Genomic DNA, 23729 nt, shown 5'->3' with positions numbered 1-23729 from the left:
GGCGTGGTGGACGGGCGGATGGGTGGCGTGGGGGGGGAGTGGTGGGAGGGGTGCCGGTCCACGGGCGCGGGGGCGGGGCGGTTGTGGGGTGGGGGGAGGTGGGCGGGGGGGGGGGGGGTGGAGGGGGGGGGGGGCGGGGGGGGCGGTCGGGGGGTGGGGTGTGGGGGATGCGGTTCTAGCGCTGGCCCCTCAGGCGTCGCATGGCCTCGCGCCGTGCATCCTTTTCCAAGCGGTCGATGTAGACGTGCCCGTCCAGGTGGTCACACTCGTGCTGGAGCATACGGCCCATGATGCCTCTTCCTTCCAAGGTAATCTCCTTGCCTTCGAGATCCATGCCCCTGACCTTGGCATAGTCTGCCCTGCGTGTGGAATACCACAGGTTGGGCAGGGAGAGGCAGCCTTCCTCCCCCACTTGCTCGCCTTCGGTTTCAACAATCACGGGATTGAGCACGTAGCCCAGCTTGCCCCCGATGTTATAGGAGAAGGCCCTGAGACTCACGCCGATCTGGTTGGCGGAGAGACCCGCTCGCCCCGGATCATCCACGGTTTCAACCAGATCGGTCACCAGACGGTGTATCGCAGGCGTGATTGCCTTGATTTCCTCACAAGTGGTACGCAGGACGGGGTCGGGCACCACCCTGATCTGTCGGATTGTCACTACCCTGCTCACCTCGCTTCGGGTTCAGTACGGTCGCTGTCGGGTTCCTCCCCGGCATTCATTTCATCAGTCCCGGTGTCGCCGGTCTTCGCCTCGCGCAGGCGTTCGGTCACGGATGCCAGGGAGTCGGTCACAGATGTCTTGGCCTTGTTGAGCATGGGGGCCACCGATTCGGGGGTCTTGACCCGGATCTTCGACGGAGCCGCCGCTTTGGCCCCTGTAGTCTTCGGTGCATACAGCACATGGTCTATCAGTTCCGCATAGCGTTCGAGCACCTTGGGACGGACAACCTTGAGCGAAGGCGTCATTGTGCCGTCCTCCTCGTTGAAGTCCTTGTCGAGGATGATGAACTTGCGGACAGACTCGGCACGGGAGACATCGCCATTGGCCTGGTCCACGTACTGCTGGATGAACGCACGCACAGCATCATTGCGGCTGGCCTGCTCGAGTGTCATCGCCTCGTCCAGGTGCTGCGCCTTGAGCCAGGACCCCAGCATCTCCTCATCAAGGGTGACGACCGCTCCCACGAACGGCTTGCCGTCCCCGACGACCACAGCCTGGGAGACGATCGGGCAAGTGCAGATGGTCTCCTCCATCGGTGCAGGCGATACGTTCTTGCCACCCGCCGTGATGATGATGTCCTTCTTGCGACCGGTGATGAAGACGAAGCCCTGGTCGTCGATACGGGCCAGATCGCCGGTGTGCAGCCAGCCATCCTCGTCCAGGACGGTCGCATCCAATTCCGGGTTCTTGTAATAGCCCATGAAGACCGAGGGGCTCTTGACCAATAGCTCGTCATCGTCCGACAGGCGCACGGTGATGCCCGGGCCCGGTCGTCCTACCGAACCGACCTCGTTGGCGTCCTCGAAGTTGACACAGCATGGAGCGGCGGTCTCGGTCATGCCATAGCCCTGTATGAAGGTGATGCCGTCGATGCCATTGAAGAAGTGAGCCAGTTCGGCATTCATAGGTGCTCCCCCGCAGGCGAGGAAGCTCAGATTTGAGCCCAGAGCAGACTGGATCGTGTTGCCGACGGCCTTCATATAGAAGGAATGTTTCATGCACGCGGCCAGGGAGTGCCCTCGACCCTCCTGATCGTCCTTGGACCAAGTGACGAAATGCTGGTAGGCACCGGCGAAGATCCTGCCGGTCATGCCCGTTCCCGCTTTCTGGGAGGCGGCGTTATAGACTTTTTCGAAAACCCGGGGAACGGCCAGCAGGTATGTGGGCCGGAAGGTGCGCAGGTCGGCCAGGAGGTGCTTGGTGTTGGAGACGTACCCCACCACACCCTGGGCTCCGATGGCCACATACTGGATGTAGCGGGCGAAGCAGTGGGCCAGTGGCAGGAAGAGCATCAGCCTGGTTGGTGCCGCCAGCATGTGGTACAGGACCTCCCACCCGGCGAAAACGATATGGGTGAAGTTACGCGACGACAGCATGACCCCTTTGGGACTGCCGGTGGAGCCGGACGTATAGACGATGGTGGCCAGGTCGTCCGCCTTGACCTGTGCTATCGCCCGATCCAACTCATCATCGGAGACCGACTGGCCGAAGTCACATACCGCGTTCAGGCCCTCGGCCTCATAGTTGAAGACGTATTTGACGTCCGGCAGATCGTCCCGGAGCTGTTCAAGCACCTGCGCATGCCCGGCATCGCCTGCGAAAGCGATGACACAGTCCACATCCTTGACAATGAGCTCGGCCTGCCTGGGCGAATCGGTCTCGTAGATGGGCACCGAGACCGCACCGATGGCGGCGCAGGCGAAGTCTGTGACACCCCAGTCGTAGCAAGTGGCCGAATAGATGACCACCATGGAACCCTTGCGTACCCCCAGAGCCAGGAGCCCCTTGGCCACCTGACGGACCCGGTCCTGCATCTGCCCTGCGGTGACATCATGCCATGATCGGGTGGCCGGGTCCTGCCATTGGGCAATCAGATCCTGGGGATCACGTTCTACACGATGGGCCAGGAGGGAATATATAGTGTCCTTGTCGGTCGTCGGATGCATGTCCTCGACTGTGTATTCACGCAACATACTTTCAACTATATGGGTTGGGCCCGTCAAAGCCCACGTCAGCCGAGATCAAGCAGAGTACAGAGCCATCCTTCACCTCTGGCCTGCATCGTCACGTTCGCCTGGTACCGTTCGTGCAGCGCAGCCAGGGTCACCACCATCTCGAAGCGGCCTCCACCGACGGCGAAGACCTCGACATCCACCGGCACGATCGGTGGATAGGAGACCGCACCGTCCGGCCTTCGCACCCGCCCGAAACCAGACCCCTCAAGGATTCGGGCGAACAATTTCAGGCGCTCCAGACATACCGGAGTAAGCAGACCGGACAGCTGACCGGGATCGAAGTGGCCGCGGGCCACGTCATAGGCTTTGCAGGCCAGGAAAGCCGATCGGGAGGCCAGATCGCGCGCCCGACCGGCATTCGCCGAACCTTCGGCGAATCCTGCATCCACATAGCGCACCGGGAGTTCCCTGCCGCCGAACCCAAGTGGTATGGAAGTCACCACGGCCAGCGAAATCGGGCCGGATCTCCCCTCCCCCTGTCTAGAAACCTCTGCACCCACCATGCTTCCCTCTCCTTAGCAATCCTTTGGTGACCAAGTCCAATCCCACCAGCATGGAACCTGGTTCGTCACCCGACAAGTCCGAAACCACAGCTTGTGCGTATGTGGACGCAAGGCCATACAATGGGGTCCTGTCAGCAGGGTCTGTCCTACAGGGGCGGTGCAGGAGCGAGGAGCCGTAGTGGAGTGCGATAAAAAGCGAATGGCCATGAGACTGACTACGGCGGTGGCAACCCTGTGCCTATTGGGTGGCATGGCAGCCTGCTCAGGGACCAGACCCCCAACCGAAACCGGTTCCCCGACCGCCACAACCGCCCCACGTGCAAGCGGTTCCGTTGCGGTATTCACACCATCCGATGGCATTACCTTCTCACAACACACCCCTATCAACAAGTGGGCAACTTTCACCCCAGAACTCAAGGAAGCCCTCGGTAAGCATGGATTCGCCGCATCGGCTTTCTCCTCGGCCACCGGCAGAAGCATGGATGAGCAGAGCAGGCAGGTGCAGGACTACGTTGTGTCACACTCCGGTCATCGCGCCGGAAAGGGTGACGCAGCGGAACCGACGACCCTGATTGTGGCACCGGCCACGCGGCCAGATGCCCTGGCACGGCAGTATGGGGACTACGTCGCTTACCCCATGCTTAATTCCCGCCCGAGTGAATCATCCGGTCGATCCGATAGGACGAGAGCCCAAGGAGAGAAGCGACCCAGCGGGGAAAACGGCCAGGACAAGGATATGAAAGGGAAAGAGGAGGAAGCCCAGGCATACCGGCGACTGGTCTCGTCGCTCAAACTCGCCAAACGCGAGGGCATGCATGTCGTCCTCCTGTCCAGCGACCTGGCCGAGGTGGTGCCCGACCTGATGGTGGATATGTCCAACGCCGAGCAGATCGGACGCACCCAAGCCCAACAGCTGGTAGGCAAGCTCGAACTTGACAAGGCCAGCAGTAACAGTCCACGCTCGATCGAGGTGCTCATCCCCAGCGGTTCACCGGACAGTGATCAACATGGCGAAGATAGCGCAGAGTCATCCGCCGAAGCCTTCGCGCAACAGTCATTCAAAGGCATCTGGCAGGTCCTTGCCCCCTACTTCAAGGATGGTCGTGCCGTCAGCCCCTCCGGACGCCTGGACGCTCACAGCGGGGAGGACAGTTGGAGAGCGGTGGCATTCGACCCCGGGACGGACACAGGAGCATCAGCCAAGCAGATGTCCGCCCGGCTGGAAACGGACGCCCGTTCCTCCGGCGCTCAACGGATCGACGGGGTCATAGCCATGAACGACTTCATCGCATCGGGTGTAATGGACGCCTTGGGCGACATGGGATACACCGGTTCGTCGGCCGATGTGAACCCGCAGATATCAATCGGCGACATCGTCGGCAACATGACCGGTCGTAAGGACCTGCAACGGCATCCAGTACCCAGACCGCAGGCCTCCAAGACGCCTGGGGCATCGAAAGGGGAGACCGATGGACACGGTGGTGCGGCCGAGGACACAAGCCCATCCGATCAGCATCGCTGGCCCATCGTCACCGGTTACGGTGCATACATCGACAACATCCCCGAGATAGTCAACGGCCGCCAGTGGATGACCGGCCTTGAGGACCGCCATGGCCTGGCCGCCTCCCTGGCCGAGGCCTGCTGGAGACTCAACACTGGGCAGGGTCCGGCCTCGCTGCCGGGAGTTTCTGACCAGGAGCGCATGGGCCGGCACGTACCTGTCCTTTCCCTCCCCCTAATCGCCGTATCGGCCTCCAACCTGAAAAGCACACTGATCGACACCGGCTATGTCAAACCAGCCGAAGCCGGCCTGTGACTAGTATCCATCTGATTACCCACGCTCAGGGTTTGAGGACGATTCGATGGGGATGGATCCTGCCCGCCGGATCCAGGTAAGCACGTTTGCCCTTACGAAGTCCCCAGTGCAGGCAGCGTCCGTCACAGTGGTCTGAGGTCCCTTGCACCTTCGCGAAAACCTGGCGGCGGGCCACCTTATCGCCCGGTGTCAGACTGGTCGTGGCGGGCTCGAAGCTGACGGTCAGCGCACCTACCCTGAGGCTGACCACATCCTTGCCCGCGACCCTGCCCGAAAAAGATAGCACTCCGGCCTGGGGTGCGAGTATATCCTCTCCCCCATGGCTTGCCATATCCATGCCCCGGTGGCCCGGCAACCAAGGCTTGGAAGGATTATCGAACGCCTTGGTAATGGGAGGAGGCCCTGCGAGGGGCCAATCCCAGGCCGATGGGCAAATCGCGCCATCCTGCTGATCATTGACTTCACGTGACTGTGCGCAGACCCGCGAAGGTGCGGATATGGACTGTGCCAGAGACAGAGCCAGCATCAGGATCAGCATGCACACAGCCTTCAACCTTCGCTTCCTACCGATGCCATATAGGCCATGAACGCGGATCATCCGCCTGTTTCGCCAGTTGAACGCTCGCATGATCGCCTCCCAATCCCAAACCGCCATACGCCGGTTGGAGAAACATTCTGGCGCCTACAATCAGCACGGGCAATCAGATCATGATGATGTGGTCGAATGTACGTCAGACAGGGCCCGGTGGGACCATACACTCGACAGGCAAACGGCAGCCGGCCGCACGGGGCTGGAATCCCCATGCGGCCGGCTGCCATGGCCATGTCCTTCGAGGCTGGCTACTGCATCAACGGCCGGATACAGCCAGTGTCAGGCTTTCACTTACTTTCCTGGGCCATCCAATAGGCAAGGGACTTCAGATGGCCGGCATGCAGGCGGTCAGTGAACTCCTTGACCTGCCTGGGATCCTTGCAGGTCTCAGGGAAACGCATGTAACGGGTGTCGAATGGGCGCTCGCGACTCAGCTTGACATCGATGACCGAGGCCTTCGTGGCTCGCTTGGCCGCAGCGAATGCCTGCCTGGCCTCCTCAGGGGTGCGCACAGTGAATCCCACCGCGCCATAGCCCTCGGCCACTTTGGCCCAGTCGGTATCGGGCAGATCAACCCCGGAGAGGGGTTGGTGCGAATCGTCCAGCTGCTCAGCTTCGATGAATCCCAATGTCTCGTTGGAAAAGACCACGTTGATGACCGGCGCATCGTACTTGAGCTGGGCCAGGATCTCCTCACTGAGCATGGCGAAACCGCCATCGCCGGACAGGGAGTAGACCGTGGAATCCGGATATTCCAGCTTTGCCGCCAAAGCGGCCGGTACCGCGAATCCCATGGTGGCATGCTTGCCTGAGACGCACCACTTATTGGTCGGCTTGATCTTTGCCAGGCGCAGGAAGTTGATATCAACATTCCCTACGTCCGGGATGATGATGTCATGGTCATCAAGTTGCTCGTTCAACGCGTTGAAGACAGGCTCCGGACGCAGAGGCATGCTGTGGTCGTCCTTGAAGGAGTCGAGCCACTCCTGCCAGTTCTGCTTGCTCTTGATGCAGGCCCGGTAGAAAGGCTTTGATGCCTGCTCATGTCCGGTCTCGATCATGGAGCGCAGGGCAAGCTTGGCATCGGCCTGGATGGCGACGGCTACCTCGGGTTGGAATCGTTTGCCCAACTTGGCGCCGTCGTTGTCGATCTGGATGATCTTGGTGGAAGGCGCCACGAATTTCGATCCGAAGGGGTTGTCGGAACCCACCCACACCATCACGTCGCATGTGTACTGGGCCTCTGTCGCGGTCTTGGTGGCCACACGACCGGCCGACTGCAGGTAGGCCGGGTAATCGTCCTCGACGATGCCTTTGCCTGGGAACGTCGAGGTGAGCGGCATCTTGAATTGTTCCGACATCCCGATCAGCTCGTCGTGCGCTTCCTTGGCACCCATACCGAAGTACAGCAGTGGGCGCTCGGCCGACTCGACCAGCCTCACGGCTTCCTCAATCAGATCCTGATGCGGTGGAATCGGCATCGGCGGGCGGAAGTTCCTGGCGGTGGCGACCGGCAGGTCCTCGATCTCGGCCCAGGCCAGGTCCTTGGGGATGGTGATGACGGAGACGCCGCTGTACTTATAGGCGCGTCGGATGGCCTCGTCCACCAAAGCGGGCAGACCCTGTGCGGAGGTCGCGGTCCGGTTGAAGACGGCCACATCCGCGAACATGGGCTCCTCATCCATGGCTTGGAAGAAGTCGATGTTCATGAACTCCTGGGGGACCTCACCCACCAGAGCCAGGACAGGCACCCCATCCTCCCGGGCATCGTACAGGCCGTTGAGCAGATGAACTGCGCCCGGGCCGGACGAGCCGAAGCATACCCCGATCCTCCCGGTGAGCTTGGCCTCGGCTGAGGCGGCCAGTGCCCCACCCTCCTCGTGCCGCACCTGGATGAAGTCAATCCGGTCCTTCTCGTCATGGATGGCGTTCATCATCGAGTCGAATGAGCCGCCCGGCATACCATAGATGCGGGGAACGCCCCACTGTTCCAGCACCCGCAGAACCGCATCACCCGCGTTGATCGTATTGGCCGCGCTCTTTGCATCGGACATGATCTACCTCCTTATACAGTGGTGGGCTTATGGAGATCCCACCGGAATCACCCCGGCGGTGTCGTCATCAACTCCGCGGAAGGTCTAAACCGAGGCTATTACAAATCCAATACCGGCAGCAGTGATTATGCCGATAAGTGATAGAACTCACATGAAAATGGAAATACGATACTGACGATACAAAAACCCCGGTTCTCACCGGGGTTCCAGAGCTCCCGCGGCTGGGCTTGAACCAGCGACATTCTGATTAACAGTCAGACGCTCTGCCAACTGAGCTACGCGGGAATGCGGCGTTCAGCGTGAGCCGAACACAATTTAATTATTCTAGCGGCGGCGTCGCCGACCTGCAACCTGGCGTGTCGGCCTGCAGCGTCCGACCTTCACACCGTGGCCGCACAAGATGGAGCGGGCGAGAATCAGGCAACCAATTGCCAGGTCTGACCCCATCTCAGATAGATGCGCCGCGAGTCGCCGGCAAACGAGGCACTAACCCTTCGCTCGCCACCCCATCAGCCCGTCTGCCTGTGCAGGACCGGCAATGGTCGCACTGCTGAATCTTTGGTCCTGTTCCGCAGCGGGTCGCCCTTCTACATGACGATCTTCGACATGGGCATGGCCGAATCGATCGGGAAATCACCGGCCGATGGACGCACACCGGCTTCAACCAGGTTGACACCCAGCATGGCGACCATGGCCCCGTTGTCGGTGCAAAGGCTTCGTTCGGGAATACGCACGTGGACGCCATGCTCCCCCCCTTCCTCCAACAACTTGGCCCGCAGCTGTGAGTTCGCAGTGAACCCTCCTCCGACTATCAGTGTCCGGGAGTCGTAGCGTTCGCACGCGGCAATGGCCTTGCGGGACAGGACAGCGGCCACGGATTCGGCCAACGAGGCGCAGATGTCGTCGACCGGAATCTCACCGCCCTGGGCATGCTGTGTCTCCACCCAACGCGCCACCGCGGTCTTGACCCCGGAGAAGCTGAAATCATAGGGGTGCCGGGCCCCGGATCGGCCATTGGTGAGCGCCTGCGGAACGCTGATCGCCATAGGGTCGCCGGCCTGGGCGTGCCGGTCGATATGGGGCCCGCCCGGGTATGGGAAACCCAGGATACGCGCGATCTTGTCGAAACACTCCCCCGCTGCATCATCCAGGGTGCTGCCTACCACGTCAACCTTACGGGCTACATCCTTGACGTGCAGGAGCGAAGTATGGCCGCCAGAGACGATGAGGGCCAGCGTATCGGGCGGAAAGGGCCCGAACTGGAGCTGCGTCACCGCTATGTGTCCGATGACATGGTTGACTCCATAGAGCGGTTTGCCGCAGGCCAGGGCCAGTGCCTTGGCGCCGGAGACGCCCACAGCCAGACAGCCCGCCAGTCCCGGGCCGGCCGATACCGCTATCGCATCGAGGTCCGCCAGCGTCATGCCCGCATCAGCCAGGGCTTTCGAGACGACGGGAATGAACGCCTCGGCATGGGCGCGTGATGCGATTTCCGGGATGACACCACCATACCGGGCATGCTCATCCATGGACGAGGCCACCACATTCGAGACCAGGCTCCGGCCGCGGACGACCGCTGCCGCCGTTTCATCACAGGTGGATTCAATACCCAAGACCACTGGCTCACTCATTGGCTCTCCCTCTGCTCAAGCTCTGTTCCGCTGCTGAATCGAATTCCGTCCAAGATGGACTCAGTGCCTTGTCCCTGGCACCACCGATGGGACCGGGACTCGCGATTGCCCCCGACAGGACCAGGGCCATCGTGTAGGCGTCGGCGCCATCTGGTTGATAGTAGCGCCTGCGCAGACCCATACGCCGGAAGCCGAAGCTCCGGTACAGGGCCAGGGCCGCCATATTGTCCACCCTGACCTCCAGCAACATCCTTGCAGCCCCCAGGCTGCGAGCTTGGACGGCCAACCGCTCGAGCAATCCCAACCCGATGCCGCGGCCCCTCTGTGCCCGACGCACACCGATGGTCATCAGTTCGGCGTCGTCTCCGTCGAACCAGAACCCCCCGTATGCTTCGATCACCCCTGCTTGTTCGTAGACCAGGTAGGTGCGTGCCGGTGCGTTAAGCTCCTGTTCAAGCATCCCCCGTGTCCATGCATCGGCTGCGAAGATCTCACATTCCAAGCCGACCAAGGCATCCAAGTCACTCGCCTTCACCTGCCGGTACATCTCAGCCACGCACCACATGCTTGAGCGGGTTGGGCACCGACACGTCGGGTCGCCTCAAGTACAAGGGTTCAATCGGCTGATCGCCGGCCTTACGACGGGCACGCGCGACGAAGACCCCCAGGGCCGCCGCACCGCCGTGGAAGATCAAGTCCTCACTCACCAGTCCCGGATGGTCGAGGCCTGCCCAGACGGACCGGTAGCGGTCCACGCCACGACCTGCCACATCCACAAGCACGGGAATGCCCGGATGTGCGGCGGCACAATCGACACACGCCCGGTTGACTCGTTCCACAAGGGAGTCCGGGTAGTCGATGTCCATGTCGATCAAGGGGTGGCCCAATGGTTCCGTGGCGGAGTCCGAGGTATCGAAGAGCTCGAAGTAGAGCTGCCGGCGTCGAGCGTCATTTACGGCCAGGGTCAATCGCCTGGGGACGGCTGCTGCACCCTCCCCTTCCGTCGCCGAAGCACGGGCATGCGTCCATTCGGCCTGGGCCGAAAGGATGTCCTGCCCCAATAGGCGCGCCCCGGTCGCGAAGGCCAGTGCTTTCGCCGCTACGATGCCAGTCCTGAGCCCGGTGAACGGACCCGGTCCTACCCCCACAACGACGGAATCGATTTCACCTGCCGCCAGGCCCTCCTGTTTGAGGAGCCGGTCGACGGTGGGAAGGAGCAGCTCCACATGCTGATGGGAGTCCTCCTCGAGCAGGGGCGCAAACCCATCCAATCCAACGGCGAGGCCATAAGAGGTGTCGATTACCAGTGTCCTTCCCCCTGGTGCGTTCTTCCGCCCCGATACGCTTCGCCCGCTCATGCCTCCACCGCCTTTCGTAAGTCGTCCATCCGCTGTGTCCAAGCCGGCCCGACCGCCCTGAACACGACGGTCCGTGGTCCGTCACCTGACAGCACCCCACAGCCTTCGTCCTTCCCACGGACCGGCTTAGGCTCGAGGGGGCGTTCGATGCTCACTTCAAGCCGTGCGGAGGCGAGGACCGCCGCCATTTGCGAGCCCCATTCCATCAGTACTATCGTATGTTCATCCGGATCGTCCAATTCCTCATCCAAACCCAGGGATTCCAACTGGTCCAGTAGGGTGTCGGCACTGGCCTGCCCTGGTTCGAACCCGAGCGTACCCAACCGATAGGCATCCACGTGCACCAAGCGCAGTGGGGCTCCGCCGGACGACCGGCCAACAAGCTCTCGGGCGATCGTAAAGGTCGGAGAGACTATCGGGCCGGCGATATGCAAACCACGGCCGAAACCCTGGGCGAAAGTCGTTTTGCCGGCTCCGAGCGGGCCCGACAGGACGATGACGTCCCCGCCCCTCACCAGAGACGCCAACCTGCTCCCAATCCGCCGCATGTCCTCTGCGGTCGGAGCCAAGACCCGAATCACTGACGTTCCATCCTCACCGATCATGATTTCCCCCTGGATGCTATGACACGAATCGCCTGCTCCATGGCATACACCGGGTCGCCACCCCTGCCCTTGCGCTGCTCGTCGGCATTGGCCACAGCTTCGACAGCCTTAGCCAAGCCCTTGGAACTCCAGCTGGGCAACTGCCTCTGGTTCATGCGGATCTGCCAGGACGACACTCCCACTTGCTCGGGGCTTACACGTCCGCCACCTGCGGCAGCGACTTTGGCAAGGATGCGCATCTTGAAAGCCATTGCACCGACAATGGCGACAACATCCACCCCTTGCTCGATGGCTTCGCGCATGCGCACGATCGCCTCCGCCCCCTTGCCCTCAAAGGCCAGGTCAGCCACATTGAAGGAACTGGCCTGTGGGTTGTCGGTCAGGTATTCACTTACAATAGGCAGCGTCATGGGATCGGTGTCAAAATCGAAACACAGCTGTTCACACATGGCTGCAAGCTCCGCGGTCCGGTCCCCCAGGACACTCACCAGCATCTGGGCGGCAGGCGGCTTGATTCGCCGCCCAAATCGTCTGAACTCCGCCAGGACGAACCCCATCCTGTCATCCTGCCGCTTCATCTTCGGCAGTCTGCGCTGGTGGGCGCCCGACTTCGCCAGAGCGGCCAGGAGCCGCCTGCCTTTGTTGCCTCCGGAATGCCGGCAGATGACGATGCTGCTCCCTGCCGGGTCGCGGACAGCATCCTCACAGAAAGTGACCATGGCCGCGCCCAGCGCATCCTTGGCATCGTCCAGTCGATCGACCAGCACGACAGCTGAATCGGACAGCAGGGAGGGGTTGACGGCCTCGTCGAACTCATAGGGGTCACACACAGCGGCGTCCAACTCCACCACTTCAGCATGTGGGTGGGCGCGCAGTGCCTGGCCACGCAAATCCTTCATGGTACGTTCGGCCAGGAAAGCGTCCCCGCCAGCCAATATGGTGAACGGCCAAAGGTCCGACTGATCCTGTGTCATACTGTTAATTTCCCTGCATCGGTGGACAAGCGCCCCTGTCCGGCCTCTTAAGTCCCATAGGAGAGCGAACATAGCATGGACCATCCCTGTCCGGCCCAGACAGCCAGCCGTGACGAAATGCCGTAATGCACAGCTATGCCGCCTAACTCCCCAGCCCCCTCGGCCGCCGCAGCCCCGACCGCGGGGTCAGAGTCCAAGGCCATCCTTCTCCTGAGCACAATGACAGACAGTGCCAGCAGACCACTCGCACACTCCAGAAGGAGGATGGCCAAGGAACCACCTGGACCACCCGGCCACGGAAGAACGACCGCCCCGGGTCCCCCCAAAAGCGACGCCGCCCGTTCCATGACCCATGTCCCCCAGGACGCCAGCCTGACCAGGAGGGCCGTGGCTGCTGGGCAGGGAAGAGCAAGGCATAGGCCAAGCAGACCGCAGATCGTGGCCGTATCAACGAACGGAGCCACGATGACGTTTGCCAACGGCGAGAATGCTGGCAGCTGCGGGGACATCAACACCTGGATGGGCAGTGTAGCGGTCTGGGCGGCCAATGTGGTCGCCAAGGGCTGGGCGAGGAAGGAAGGCAGGTGGCCTTTCCAGGCTTCGGCAAGCGGCCTGCCGCATATGGCGATCCCAAGAACGGCGGCACACGAAAGCGCATAGCCGAAGGAGCGTGCCAGCGGCGGTTCCACCAGCAGGGTAAGTACAGCGGTCCAGCACAGGGCGGACACAGACTGCCCATTTCTACCCAACCCCAGGGCTAGTGCGGAGACCATACACATGGACTGAGCCCTGAGTACGGAATCAGAAGGGTACATGGCCCTGGCGAGGAGCAGGCAAGAGACGACCAAGGCCACCGTCTGCGCGCAGCGGGGCACCCGTAAACGTCGCAGCAAAACGCCGACCACGCTCCCTACAAGCAGGAAGTGACTGCCTGAGACCGCCATAAGGTGCATGATGCCTGAACGTTTGAAAGCATCCTTCAACCGCTTCGCGTAGGCCGGGGACGGCGGCTCCCGGTCGACCGGCCTCTCGTCGGGCGGCAAATAGGACTCTTGCCCCAACACACCCATGGTAAGTCCTGGAACCAGGATCTGCCCTTGGTCATCCAGGGATCGGGTCTGCCGCAGGAAAGCCTCCTGCATTGATGAAAGCATAGCATCCATACGCCCCGGTTCCCGCAGCATACGCATCGGAGCGACCCGCCCCTTTGAAACCGCGCGCGGCGTCTCGCGATTCGCTCTTGACGTCTTGGGAACCGTCAGCCAATACCTGGCTCCTCCCATTTCTGCCAACTTCAACTGTCCCTCCACCTGGTACAGACCGCCCCGACGCATATTGCAACCGTCATCTGTGGCATAGAGCCGCGCCTTCGCCCTGGAACCAAGAGAGAGGCCAGCACCCTCCAGGTGTATGATGCTGACCTCCGTCCGGCAGTCCTGACCCATGAGATCGGATGCCATGGTCGGAGAATGCGCGCGCACCCTGGCAGTTACCTGCACATTACCGCCGCCGATGAGCCAATCAGCCGAATCCTCCACCACAACCAGACTCGACAGCACGGCCGCTGATCCTGCGACCATGGACACCAGGGCCATGAGGCTCATCAAAGGGAGCATACGGCGCACCAAACATGGCCAGCGGACATTGTGACCGAGGCTGTATATGGCAGAGGACGGCTTATCCCGTCGACGCACACACCAGACCATGGCCGCGGCCCCCAAACAGACGAAGGCCGCCAACCCCAAAGGCACCAGATGTCCGACCGCATGGTCAGCCGGCCGGCCCATCCAGCCCAGCCGGACCTGCCCTCCCGAAGCGCCGAGATCCCGATCCCAGCACCGTTCAAACAGTGTCTGGGCGGACAGGCTGGTTATCCAGGCAGCAAGAAGGCATGGCAGCATCCTCCAATCGAGGCTTCCTCTTTCCCGGTCCGCAAAGCGAAGTCTTCCGTCGGACGACACATCCGCTCCCCCGGCTTCACTGAACCACCAGCTTGGGTCGTATCTTCTCCAAGGTCTTCGGCCCGATCCCACCAACCTGGAGGAGTTGGTCCGTCGAGCTGAACCGACCTATTTTGCTGCGGTATTCGATGATTTTCCGGGCCGTTACCGGTCCTATTCCCTTAATGCTTTCGAGTTGGCCGGCATCCGCTGCATTCAAATCAACCGTACCGGGCGGCAATTCATTGGCCGGCATTCCGCTGGAGGGAGCCGACGGCGACTGTTGGGCGGCCGGAGCCTTCGGCGAAGGAGCACCCGAGCCGTCATTGGCATGGGTGTTCCCTGCCCTGCTGTGACCTTTCCCCTGCTCCCCCTTGGTCACCGAGATGCCCCCGCCGGCATCCATGCCGGCGATGCTGGCAGCCTGCTGAATGAAAAGGGTCAGACTGGCGCACAGGGCTGCGGTAAGAATCAGTATTGCAATCACCGCATGGACCGGCTTGACCAGAATTCGGGGACGGTCCCTATGACCTTCCGTTCCACGCGTGAGAATGGAATCCTGGGCGCTATCACCGATACGAACACCCGATAATGCGGCGAGAGCTGTGGCGACCGCCCTTCCGTTCGATCCGTCTTCGGGATGGGCTCCCCGAATCCCTCGCCTGGAAGCACTCCGCCCATCGGAACCGGAGCCAGGCTTGTCCTGTCCACCTGGCGGGGGCGGAGGCGGACCCAACCTTGGAGGCGGGTCCGTCATCCGAACCAACCGACGACCGTTAGTTATTGCCTGCGTTCGATCATGCATGGGCCCATCATGCCAAAGTCATGGTCCTTCGGCCGAGGCCTGGCGATTGATGTGGTCGAATGTGCCTGACCGTCAGACGGCGGGCACAACGGAGACAATCCGGGGGGCCTTGACGATCACCTTGCGCGGATCCTGACCGCCCAAGCGCTCCTGAACGGCGGGAAGCGCAAGGGCAAGGGCCTGTAGCTCCTCGGCGGAGATGTCCGGACTCACCTGGAGTTTGCCCCGCACCTTGCCCTTGACCTGCACAACCGCAGTGACGGTCTCCCGGGTCAGGTACTTCTGCTCATAAGTGGGCCAGGGGGCGTGGGCCAGTGATTCCCCATGCCCCAGCATGCTCCAGAGCTCTTCGCTGATGTGCGGCGCGATCGGCGAGAGCATGAGCACCAGCGGCTCGACAGCCGCTCTTGGCACACGCGCAAGACCGGTCAGATGATTGTTGAGGACGATCAGCTTGGAGATGGCGGTGTTGGGTCGCATCCCTTCCATTTCCTGGGTCACGTCATGGATGGTCCGATGCAGGAGTTTCACGGTCTCCTCGTCGGGATCTTCCTCGCTCACCCGGACCTGTCCGCTTTCCTCATCGACCACATTGCGCCACAGGCGCTGCAGGAAGCGCATGCCGCCGATCACATTACGAGTGTTCCACGGGCGCGACTCGGCGAGGGGTCCCATGCTCATCTCATAGAGTCGGAATGTATCTGCCCCATATGTGGCGTACATATCATCTGGCGTGATGATGTTCTTCAGGCTCTTGCCCATCTTTCCGAACTCACGGTTGGCGTGTTCCCCATGCCAGGTGTAATCGGTTCGACCGTCCGCCTCATGCGTCTCCACTTCAGCAGCGGGCACATACTGGCCACGGTCGTCGGTGTAGGCGTAGGCCTGGATCATGCCCTGGTTGAAGAGACGGTGGAAGGGCTCGCGCGAACTGACATAGCCCAGGTCATAGAGGACCTTGTGCCAGAAACGTGCGTATAGCAGGTGCAGAACCGCATGTTCGACACCTCCCACATACAGGTCCACACCGCCCGACTCGCCGGCGGTCGCGTTGTGGTTGGGGCCCAGCCAATAGTCGAACTCATCCGGGTCGACCATATGCCTGTTGTCGGTCGGGTCGATGTAGCGCATGTAGTACCAGCATGAACCGGCCCAGTTCGGCATGGTGTTGGTATCGCGATAGTAAGTTTTAGGGCCGTCGCCCAGGTCCAGTCTGACCTTGACCCAGTCCTCGTTGCGACTCAAGGGGGCCTCCGGATTGGACGCGGCATCGTTTGGATCGAAGGTCTTGGGGCTGTAGTCGGGCACCTCGGGCAGCTTGACCGGCAATTGATCGTCCGGAATCAGGTGGGGCAGGCCGGCTTCATCGTAAACCACCGGGAAGGGCTCCCCCCAGTAGCGTTGACGGGAGAACAACCAGTCGCGCAGGCGGTAGGAGGTCCTGCCCTCCCCCACACCGGCTTCCTCGAGCCAGGCTATGGCTTTTTCGATGGCCGCATCCACCCGCAGTCCGTCAAGGCTCAGTGCATCCCCTCTGGCCCATGTGGTCTCTACCGAGGAGTTGACGACGATGCCGTCGTGGGAGACGAATGGCGCCTTTCCACGGTAGTCGTCCAGTCCATCGCCCGATTCGGGCAGGGGCTGGACCGTATAGATGACCGGCAGCTGGTACTTGCTGGCGAAGTCGTAATCACGCTGGTCTCCACCGGGGACGGCCATGATCGCGCCGGTGCCATAGTCCATAAGTACGTAATCGGCGGTGAAGACCGGTATGCGGGCGCCGGTGATCGGATTGACCGCATACAGGCCTGTGAACACGCCGGTCTTTTCGCCCGCATCATTCAACCTGTCCTTGGCGGTCTTGGACTGCGCGATGCTACGGTACGCCGCCACGGCCTCGACGGGTGAATCATACCCGCCTTTCCAGGAATCAGGGATGTCAGCAGTCCAGACCTGGGGCACGTGTTCCAGCAGGCCATGCTCCGGCGAGACGACCGCGAAGGTGGCGCCGAAGAGGGTGTCTGGACGGGTGGTGTACACCTCCATCTCCTGGTCGCCGTCACCGCCCTCCACCCGGAAGCGCACCGAAGCGCCATGCGACTCGCCGATCCAGTTGCGTTGCATGAGCTTGACCTTCTCCGGCCAGTCCAGGATGCCCAGATCCTCGATCAGCCGATGGCCGTAAGCGGTGATCCGCATCGACCACTGCTTGAGCTCACGTTGGAAGACCGGGAAATTGCCGCGCTCGGAACGACCTTCGGCTGTGACTTCCTCGTTGGCTAGGACCGTTCCCAGACCTGGGCACCAATTGACCGGCGAAGTGGAGATGTAGGCCAGGCGGAAATCGTTCAGGATTCGTGAACGCTCTGCCGCATCCAACTCACTCCATGAGGAACCGTCCGATTCATGCCCCGGTATGGGCCTGGACCCGTCCCTGAAGGCGGCGACCAGCTCACTGATCGGTCGGGCCGAGCCCAGACCACCGTCCTTGCGTCTGAAATCCGAATCGTACCAGGAATCATAGATGCGCGAGAATATCCACTGGGTCCAGCGGATGTAGCCGTTGTCGATCGTAGCGAAGGAACGACGGTCGTCGAAGCTCAACCCCATGCGGTGCAGCTGCCAACGCATGTTGGTGATGTTCTGCTCGGTCGTGACACGGGGATGCTGCCCGGTCTGCACCGCGTACTGCTCCGCGGGCAAGCCGAAGGCGTCATAGCCCATGGCATGCAGGACATTCTCGCCCTTCATCCGATGGTAGCGTGAGACGACATCGGTGGCTATATAGCCCAGGGGGTGACCCACATGCAGACCCTTGCCCGAGGGATAGGGGAACATGTCGATGACGAAGTATGGATCGCTGCCTTCCGCGTGCCGGCCTCGACCATCCGTCAGGCCGCCCTTGACATTGGCGGCCCAGAACGCACCTTCTTCATCCCACCGCTTCTGCCATTTTCCCTCGATCGACTGCGCCATCGCGGCGTTGTAACGGAAGGCGGGCTCACCGCTCTGACCGTCTGTCTGCTGGGATCCGTTGTGTTCGTTCGCACTCATAGGCACTGATTATCCACATTCACATGGACACGGGCACGGTCCGTGTCCGCTCTGTGGACGCTTCCGTGCCCTCAGGGCTCGATTCAATGGACCGGCGGTATGGGACGGCTTGCCTTGGGGTCTATCTCGAACCCGATGCCAGAGGCGGCATTCCGAACCGACTGCATCCATGAACCGTCCGTCATCATATGGTCCAGCGCCTTGTCGATGGCCGCCACCAGCTCGGGTTGCCCATGACGGACAGCAACCCCGTAGCGCTCACTCGTGAACGTCGCACCAAGCAGGGCCAGCTGGCCGCCGCCCATCACCGCCGACGCGCCGGCCAGGGCCATGCCGTCACCGGTGACCGCGTCCGCGTCACCGCTGAGCAGGGCTGTAACGCAGGCGCCGATCCGATCACGTTCGCGCACCTGCGCCTGCGGCACCCGCTGTATGATGCCCTCGACCGAGGTGGAGCCGGCAACCGCGCACACCCTGCGCCCGCCCAGGTCTCCCACTCCTCGAATCCGCCTGTCGGCCTTGCGTATCAACAGGTCCTGGCCGGAAATGAAATACGGGCCCGCGAAGTCGACCCGTTGGCTACGGGGTCCGGTAATCGAATAGCCGGCCAGGATCATGTCCACACGGCCGCTCTCCAATGCCTCCTCCCTCTGTGCGGGAAGCAGGTCCGACCAGACGATCTGTGAGGGCACGAAGCCCAGTTCATGGAGAATGTACCTGGCTACATCTATGTCGAGTCCGGAACGTTGGCCTGACCTGGTGAACCCAAGTCCGGGCTGATCGGCGAGCACACCGATATGGACCTTGGGTCCTATAGAGCTGACGTCATAGGTCGACGATTGACCGCCACAGCCCGCCAGCACCGTCGCCAACGACAGCACCGTGAGCAGGGCGATCAACCGCCGTGTGATTAAGACCATTCTGCCCTGCATGGGTAAGGCCTCATTTGAAGAACCGGGAGCGGGTCAGGATCCAGGTAACGAAACCGGTCAGCACCGTGGAGAGGATGACGACGGCGATGAAGCCCCATGGCCTGCCGCTCAAGGGCATACCGAGCATGCCGTCCTGGAAGTTCATGCCATACATGGAGAAGATCAGCGTAGGAACGGAAAGGGATATGGAGATGATCGTGAATATGCGCATGACGTTGTTGACGTTGTTGGACACGATGGAACCGAAGGCGTCCGTCATTCCGGACAATACGGAGGAGTATATGTTGGCCATCTCGATGGCCTGCTTGTTCTCGGTGATCACATCGCCCAACAGGTCCTCGTCGTCGGGGTATTGCTTGATGCGGTCAAGACCGGTCATCTTCTCCAGCACTATTTCATTGGATTTCAGGGAGGTGGCGAAGTAGACCAGGGCCTTGCTCAGCTCCAGGAGCATGAGAATCTCGCGGTTCTGCATGGAATGGCGCAGTTTGAGCTCCAGCTTGTCGGACTCGCGGTCGATGATGCGCAGGTAACGCAGGTACATGCTGGCGTTGCGGTAGAGAATCTGCAGGATGAAGCGGGATTTCATGAACGTGTTGAAGCCTCTGATCGTGCCCTCCATGAATGGGTGGAGCAGGGGCGTGTCCTGCATGCATACGGTGATGATCAGATCCTCGGTCACGATGATCGACAGGGGGATTGTCTCATAGAAGTCCCGCCCGTCACGTTCCTCGGCCGTCGGGATGTCGACGATGACCATTGTGTAGTCGTCCTCCACGTCGACGCGGCTTCGCTCCTCATCATCCAGCGGTGCGCGCAGGTCGGCCAGGTCGATGCCCGTGTCCTGGGCGAGACCCGCCAACTCGACGTCTGTAGGGTCCGATAGGCAGACCCAGGAGCCTTTGCCGGCGTTCTCTATCTGTTCGATCTTCCCACCCATGGTGCTGAATACCCTCATCATCGCCGTCACCGCCTCTCGCCATGGGCCCTGGACCCCTTCGGATTCTTCGTCACCGCCATGCCGGTCCCCTCGCGCCGGGAGCGGTCGAAGCCGGGCCAACCCTCCCAGCATAGTCCGTCCGGGGAATTCGACACGTCGAGCTTCACCGTCTGCCCCGCCTCTGGTGGCCCATCCATGCCAGGGTGCCGGTATGCGGTCGGCGTTGGTCAGGCGTAGGACCGGTAACGACTGGTGACCGTCCGGCACCTGGAGACGGACACCGGCATATCGGTGTCGGCCCCCTCCCCCCTCAACGGACACGGTTTCTCAAGGGACGACCTTCCATATATCGCTGCAGGTTTTCAAGCGCGATGGCCACAATACGATCGGCGTTGACGGCCAAATTCGTTCCCCCGGCCACATGCGGCGTGATCTGACAGCGCTCCTGCTTCCAGAGCGGGTGCCCCGGCGGCAGTGGCTCGGGCTCGGTCACATCCAAACCCGCGCCCCAGATCCGACCCTGTTCCAGGCAGGTGGCCAGAGCCTGGCAGTCCACTGCGTCACCACGGCCCGCATTGATCAGAATGGCCGTCGACTTGAGCAGGGCCAGGTGGTGTGCGTCCATCAAATGGTGAGTGTTCGCCGCAGCCGGCAGAGTCATGGCCACGACATCCGCATCGGGAAGCAGATGGTCCAACTCGCCGAAGCCGTGCATCTCGTCGACGCCCACGGCGGGTTTGTGGCTATCCCTGCGCACGCCGATCGTGCGGGCGCCGACGGACTTCACGAGCCTTGCGAAGTGAGAACCCAGGTCACCGGTCCCCAGGAGCAGGACCTTGGCGCCGACCGGCGAGAGGGACCGTCCAAGCCCCTCCCACCGGCTCCGCCCCTGCAGGTCCCGGTAGCGGGGCAACCGTTTCATCAGGGACCACATCATGGCGAACATATGTTCGGAAACCGACTGCCCCAGAGCACCGGAGGCCCCTGAGAGCATGGCCCCTGCCGGAAGGACCCCATCGGACTCATATGCGTTCACGCCTGCGCTGGCCGTCTGCAGCCAAGCCAGATGTCGGCAATCGGCAACCTGCTCCGGCGGAGGGTTGCCGATGATCACCGTCGCCTCGTCCCGCATACCCATGGGGAGCTCAACCCCCCATACATCATTGTCGCGCGTGGACGGATCGGTGATGAACCGCTGGTCTACCCCGTCCGCGGCCCGCTCGAACCGTTTCCGCTCGATCGCGGTCAACGGTAATCCGTTGATGATATGCACCCTGTCGGGCCTTGGAGGTGCCGGATGGCGGGCGGGCACAGCCGAAGCGCCTCTCACCTGTTGAGTATCCATGGCCATCATCATAATCTCGATTGGACCGACGGGCCGGAAGGCCCGGCCCACGCTTGGCCCGCAGCTGAACGTCCGCCATGCCAATGCGACACTCTGATTTGCGCGCCCAAGTCACAAGGGTGTATGCTGTCCAAGGTTCGCAAAACGGGGCTATGGCGCAGCTGGTAGCGCGTCTCCATGGCATGGAGAAGGTCGGGGGTTCGAATCCCCCTAGCTCCACGGGTCGCCCGGAATCCTAAGGATTCCGGGCATTTTTCATATCGGACACACTGGCAACACCCTGGGGTCATACACCGGCGATCAACCGTCATCCCACCGACATGAATCTCCACCTGCCGGGATAGGCTGGAAAATATTGAATCGCGGTAAGGAGCAGAGGTGGCATTGTTCGAAACGATAAGGTCCTACGCGGCGAAACGGACCGCCCGCGTCAGGCACACGGACCAGGCGGCCGACATCGACCGGCTGGAACAGATTGATGAGCCGAATTCGTGGGGCGCCGATCAAGGCATCGGTTTGCCGAACACGCATGACTGGTCCAATGGCTACCCCACCACCACCTTCATCGACGAGAAGTCAGGGCTGCTCACCGCACGCACAGCCGGTGCCGGCTCGATTCCCGACGACATGACCGTCTACACCCTGTACGAGCACCGGGCCAAGCGCGAGCCGGACGCCCCCATGCTTCACTTCCGCGAAGACGGCAAATGGGTCTATCGCACCGGATCCGAAGTGCTCGCAGACATCCGTTCGACAGCCAAGGGGCTGATCCACTCTGGCTTCAAGAAGGGGGACACGGTTGCCTTCATGTGCCAGACCTCGTACGAATGGGACATCGTCGACGCGGCGGTTCTCGCCATAGGCGGCGTCATAGCGACCATCTATGACACGGATTCAGCCGAGCAGATCCGGCTGATAGTGAACAACTCGGATGCGCGCCTGCTGGTGGTCCAGACCAAACTCATGCGGGACAAGGCCGACGGAGCCGTCGAGGAATGCCCTACGCTTGAGCGGATCGCCTGCCTGGAGACTGGCGCCCTCGCGGAGCTGCAAGCCTACGGGGAGGCGGTCACCGACGAAGAACTCGACGAGCGCATCCGCGAGGTCAGGAAGACCGACCTGTGTTCAATCGTCTACACCTCCGGATCCACTGCCGCCCCAAAGGGCGTGGAAATGACCCATGAACACTACTGCACGCTGGCCCGAAATCTCACTTCCTTCATCCCTGACCTGACCGATGACCCCAAGGGGTCAATCCTCCTGTTCCTCCCCCAGGCGCACACGTTCGCACGCGCGATTTCCTACGGTGTGATCTCGGCTTCCATGCAGGTATACATCTCCAAGGGGCTCAAGAACCTCCTTGCGGACCTGCAGGAGTCCAAGCCCACTGTCGTCATCGGCGTACCCCGCGTCTTCGAGAAAATCTTCAACGCGGCCAGCCAGAAAGCCGGCCACGGCACCAAGGGGATCGTCTTCGCCCGGGCCGCCCGGGCCGCCCGGGCCTACATGGATGATGTGGCACGCCGGGGCAGGCCCACCCGCAAGAACGCTCTGCGTCGCGCTGCGTTCGACCCCCTGGTCTACTCCTCCCTGCGTGATGTTCTGGGCGGGCGCGCCAAGTGGATCGTCTCAGGGGGTGCCCCACTCGACCATACCCTGCTCGGCTTCTTCCGTGGTGCGACAATCCCGGTCTACGAAGGCTATGGGCTCACCGAAACCACCGCTCCCTGCGCCTTCAGCCCCCTGGGCACACCCTACCGGGCCGGATCAGTGGGCATACCATTCCCTGGATTCTCCATCCGCATCGCCCAGGATGGCGAGATTCAGGTCAAGGGCACCTGCGTCTTCCATCGCTACCACAAGAACCCGCAGGCCACAGCCGGTGCATTCACCGCCGACGGTTGGTATGGCACCGGTGACCTGGGCCGCCTGAGCGACGATGGTTTCCTGTATATCACCGGTCGCAAGAAAGATCTGATCATCACGGCCGGAGGAAAGAACGTTTCCCCCAGACCCATTGAGGAGATCATCGAACGCTCCCCAATCGTCTCCCAAGCCCTTGTCCTGGGTGACAAACGACCCTTCATCTCCGCACTGGTGACCCTCGACGAGCAGGCACTGCGCTCCTGGTTGGGTGCGGAAGGGTTGGAGGCCTCCATGCCCATGGAGGAAGCCGCAGAGAACGCAGTTGTCAGGGCGGCCGTCCAGGAATACGTCGACAAGGCGAATGAAGGCGTCTCACGGGCCGAGTCAGTTCGCAAGTTCATCATCCTGCCAGCTGAGTTCTCCCAGGACAACGGTTTGATGACCCCCTCGATGAAGGTCATCCGCCCCAAGGTCATCGACCACTACAGCGACCTGTTGGACACGCGCATGTACACCCCCAAGAAGAAGACCGCCAAACCCTAGCGGCAGTGCCCTCCACAGCTACAAGGGCCCCCTTC

At 61.8% G+C, this 23729-nt stretch carries 19 protein-coding genes and 2 tRNA genes; 3 read left to right on the top strand and 18 right to left on the bottom strand.

The features are described 5' to 3' along the window. Positions 1-175: 175 nt before the first annotated feature. From def to CRD59_RS06315, 3 genes are read right to left on the bottom strand one after another with little or no spacing between them, the layout of a single operon-like run. A complete protein-coding gene (gene def, locus CRD59_RS06325; protein ID WP_113853844.1) occupies positions 176-658 on the bottom strand; it encodes a peptide deformylase in 483 nt (160 codons plus the stop codon). An 8-nt stretch (positions 659-666) separates the two neighbouring features. After that, positions 667-2694, bottom strand: a complete 2028-nt coding sequence (locus tag CRD59_RS06320; RefSeq protein WP_113853836.1) for an AMP-dependent synthetase/ligase — start codon at positions 2692-2694, stop codon at positions 667-669. A gap of 38 nt (positions 2695-2732) precedes the next feature. Then, positions 2733-3239 carry a hypothetical protein gene (locus tag CRD59_RS06315; RefSeq protein WP_113853835.1) on the bottom strand — a complete coding sequence of 169 codons (507 nt, stop codon included), beginning with the start codon at positions 3237-3239 and terminating at the stop codon, positions 2733-2735. A 736-nt stretch (positions 3240-3975) separates the two neighbouring features. Between CRD59_RS06315 and CRD59_RS06310 the strand changes: the two genes are divergently transcribed. Beyond that, the gene (locus CRD59_RS06310) at positions 3976-5055 is read left to right on the top strand and encodes a substrate-binding domain-containing protein (protein ID WP_161522296.1); all 1080 of its coding nucleotides are present in this window, start codon (positions 3976-3978) and stop codon (positions 5053-5055) included. A 25-nt stretch (positions 5056-5080) separates the two neighbouring features. Here CRD59_RS06310 and CRD59_RS06305 read toward each other — a convergent pair whose 3' ends face one another. From CRD59_RS06305 to CRD59_RS06240, 15 genes are all read right to left on the bottom strand, one after another. Further along, positions 5081-5593: a M23 family metallopeptidase gene (locus CRD59_RS06305; protein ID WP_236632773.1), complete on the bottom strand. Its 513-nt coding sequence runs from the start codon at positions 5591-5593 to the stop codon at positions 5081-5083. A 341-nt stretch (positions 5594-5934) separates the two neighbouring features. Next, positions 5935-7701 (bottom strand): pyruvate oxidase, encoded by a 1767-nt coding sequence (gene spxB / locus CRD59_RS06300; protein ID WP_113853832.1) that lies wholly within the window; start codon positions 7699-7701, stop codon positions 5935-5937. A 212-nt stretch (positions 7702-7913) separates the two neighbouring features. Further along, positions 7914-7986, bottom strand: a tRNA-Asn gene (locus CRD59_RS06295). A gap of 302 nt (positions 7987-8288) precedes the next feature. After that, on the bottom strand, positions 8289-9332 hold the full coding sequence (tsaD, locus tag CRD59_RS06290) for a tRNA (adenosine(37)-N6)-threonylcarbamoyltransferase complex transferase subunit TsaD (protein ID WP_113853831.1): 1044 nt from the start codon (positions 9330-9332) through the stop codon (positions 8289-8291). After that, positions 9325-9879 carry a ribosomal protein S18-alanine N-acetyltransferase gene (gene rimI, locus CRD59_RS06285; RefSeq protein WP_113853830.1) on the bottom strand — a complete coding sequence of 185 codons (555 nt, stop codon included), beginning with the start codon at positions 9877-9879 and terminating at the stop codon, positions 9325-9327. The genes tsaD and rimI overlap by 8 nt, the downstream gene beginning before the upstream one ends. Position 9880: 1 nt before the next feature. After that, positions 9881-10690, bottom strand: a complete 810-nt coding sequence (gene tsaB / locus CRD59_RS06280) for a tRNA (adenosine(37)-N6)-threonylcarbamoyltransferase complex dimerization subunit type 1 TsaB (RefSeq protein ID WP_113853829.1) — start codon at positions 10688-10690, stop codon at positions 9881-9883. Beyond that, positions 10687-11295, bottom strand: a complete 609-nt coding sequence (gene tsaE, locus CRD59_RS06275; protein ID WP_113853828.1) for a tRNA (adenosine(37)-N6)-threonylcarbamoyltransferase complex ATPase subunit type 1 TsaE — start codon at positions 11293-11295, stop codon at positions 10687-10689. Before tsaE ends, tsaB begins: the two co-directional genes overlap by 4 nt. Beyond that, positions 11292-12269, bottom strand: coding sequence for a DNA polymerase III subunit delta (gene holA / locus CRD59_RS06270; RefSeq protein ID WP_113853827.1), 978 nt, complete (start codon positions 12267-12269; stop codon positions 11292-11294). The genes tsaE and holA overlap by 4 nt, the downstream gene beginning before the upstream one ends. 47 nt (positions 12270-12316) lie before the next feature. Then, on the bottom strand, positions 12317-13873 hold the full coding sequence (locus CRD59_RS07975) for a ComEC/Rec2 family competence protein (RefSeq protein WP_161522295.1): 1557 nt from the start codon (positions 13871-13873) through the stop codon (positions 12317-12319). 373 nt (positions 13874-14246) lie between these two features. Beyond that, the gene (locus CRD59_RS07970; RefSeq protein ID WP_161522294.1) at positions 14247-14696 is read right to left on the bottom strand and encodes a ComEA family DNA-binding protein; all 450 of its coding nucleotides are present in this window, start codon (positions 14694-14696) and stop codon (positions 14247-14249) included. 390 nt (positions 14697-15086) lie between these two features. Next, positions 15087-18068 carry a leucine--tRNA ligase gene (gene leuS / locus CRD59_RS06255; RefSeq protein ID WP_113853824.1) on the bottom strand — a complete coding sequence of 994 codons (2982 nt, stop codon included), beginning with the start codon at positions 18066-18068 and terminating at the stop codon, positions 15087-15089. Positions 18069-18151: 83 nt separating this feature from the next. Continuing rightward, positions 18152-18988, bottom strand: coding sequence for a transporter substrate-binding domain-containing protein (locus CRD59_RS06250; RefSeq protein ID WP_161522293.1), 837 nt, complete (start codon positions 18986-18988; stop codon positions 18152-18154). A 22-nt stretch (positions 18989-19010) separates the two neighbouring features. Further along, the gene (locus CRD59_RS06245) at positions 19011-19961 is read right to left on the bottom strand and encodes a magnesium transporter CorA family protein (RefSeq protein WP_113853822.1); all 951 of its coding nucleotides are present in this window, start codon (positions 19959-19961) and stop codon (positions 19011-19013) included. 5 nt (positions 19962-19966) lie between these two features. Next, on the bottom strand, positions 19967-20137 hold the full coding sequence (locus tag CRD59_RS07965; RefSeq protein WP_161522292.1) for a hypothetical protein: 171 nt from the start codon (positions 20135-20137) through the stop codon (positions 19967-19969). A 113-nt stretch (positions 20138-20250) separates the two neighbouring features. Further along, the gene (locus CRD59_RS06240; RefSeq protein ID WP_113853843.1) at positions 20251-21285 is read right to left on the bottom strand and encodes a D-2-hydroxyacid dehydrogenase; all 1035 of its coding nucleotides are present in this window, start codon (positions 21283-21285) and stop codon (positions 20251-20253) included. 146 nt (positions 21286-21431) lie between these two features. On the opposite strand from CRD59_RS06240, the gene CRD59_RS06235 reads away from it, so the two are divergent. Further along, positions 21432-21504 (top strand) — tRNA-Ala (locus CRD59_RS06235). 159 nt (positions 21505-21663) lie between these two features. Beyond that, positions 21664-23694, top strand: a complete 2031-nt coding sequence (locus CRD59_RS06230; RefSeq protein WP_201736569.1) for an AMP-dependent synthetase/ligase — start codon at positions 21664-21666, stop codon at positions 23692-23694. Positions 23695-23729 lie beyond the last annotated feature (35 nt).

Source organism: Bifidobacterium xylocopae, from assembly GCF_003315615.1.
Classification (GTDB): Bacteria; Actinomycetota; Actinomycetes; order Actinomycetales; family Bifidobacteriaceae; genus Bombiscardovia; species Bombiscardovia xylocopae.
Note: the sequence above shows the minus strand (reverse complement) of the source record. Positions and strands in the feature narration are given on the sequence as shown.

What these genes read in the sequence shown, in the direction of transcription:
- CRD59_RS06315 (WP_113853835.1), bottom strand. Translation starts at nt 3,239, where the DNA reads ATGGTGGGTGCAGAGGTTTCTAGACAGGGGGAGGGGAGATCCGGCCCG.
- CRD59_RS07965 (WP_161522292.1), bottom strand. Translation starts at nt 20,137, where the DNA reads ATGGATGGGCCACCAGAGGCGGGGCAGACGGTGAAGCTCGACGTGTCG.
- CRD59_RS07975 (WP_161522295.1), bottom strand. Translation starts at nt 13,873, where the DNA reads ATGAGCCTCATGGCCCTGGTGTCCATGGTCGCAGGATCAGCGGCCGTG.
- tsaE (WP_113853828.1), bottom strand. Translation starts at nt 11,295, where the DNA reads ATGATCGGTGAGGATGGAACGTCAGTGATTCGGGTCTTGGCTCCGACC.
- CRD59_RS06305 (WP_236632773.1), bottom strand. Translation starts at nt 5,593, where the DNA reads ATGCTGATCCTGATGCTGGCTCTGTCTCTGGCACAGTCCATATCCGCA.
- tsaB (WP_113853829.1), bottom strand. Translation starts at nt 10,690, where the DNA reads ATGAGCGGGCGAAGCGTATCGGGGCGGAAGAACGCACCAGGGGGAAGG.
- tsaD (WP_113853831.1), bottom strand. Translation starts at nt 9,332, where the DNA reads ATGAGTGAGCCAGTGGTCTTGGGTATTGAATCCACCTGTGATGAAACG.
- CRD59_RS06250 (WP_161522293.1), bottom strand. Translation starts at nt 18,988, where the DNA reads ATGGTCTTAATCACACGGCGGTTGATCGCCCTGCTCACGGTGCTGTCG.
- holA (WP_113853827.1), bottom strand. Translation starts at nt 12,269, where the DNA reads ATGACACAGGATCAGTCGGACCTTTGGCCGTTCACCATATTGGCTGGC.
- CRD59_RS06310 (WP_161522296.1), top strand. Translation starts at nt 3,976, where the DNA reads ATGAAAGGGAAAGAGGAGGAAGCCCAGGCATACCGGCGACTGGTCTCG.
- CRD59_RS06245 (WP_113853822.1), bottom strand. Translation starts at nt 19,961, where the DNA reads ATGATGAGGGTATTCAGCACCATGGGTGGGAAGATCGAACAGATAGAG.
- CRD59_RS06320 (WP_113853836.1), bottom strand. Translation starts at nt 2,694, where the DNA reads ATGTTGCGTGAATACACAGTCGAGGACATGCATCCGACGACCGACAAG.
- leuS (WP_113853824.1), bottom strand. Translation starts at nt 18,068, where the DNA reads ATGAGTGCGAACGAACACAACGGATCCCAGCAGACAGACGGTCAGAGC.
- rimI (WP_113853830.1), bottom strand. Translation starts at nt 9,879, where the DNA reads ATGTACCGGCAGGTGAAGGCGAGTGACTTGGATGCCTTGGTCGGCTTG.
- spxB (WP_113853832.1), bottom strand. Translation starts at nt 7,701, where the DNA reads ATGTCCGATGCAAAGAGCGCGGCCAATACGATCAACGCGGGTGATGCG.
- CRD59_RS06240 (WP_113853843.1), bottom strand. Translation starts at nt 21,285, where the DNA reads ATGGATACTCAACAGGTGAGAGGCGCTTCGGCTGTGCCCGCCCGCCAT.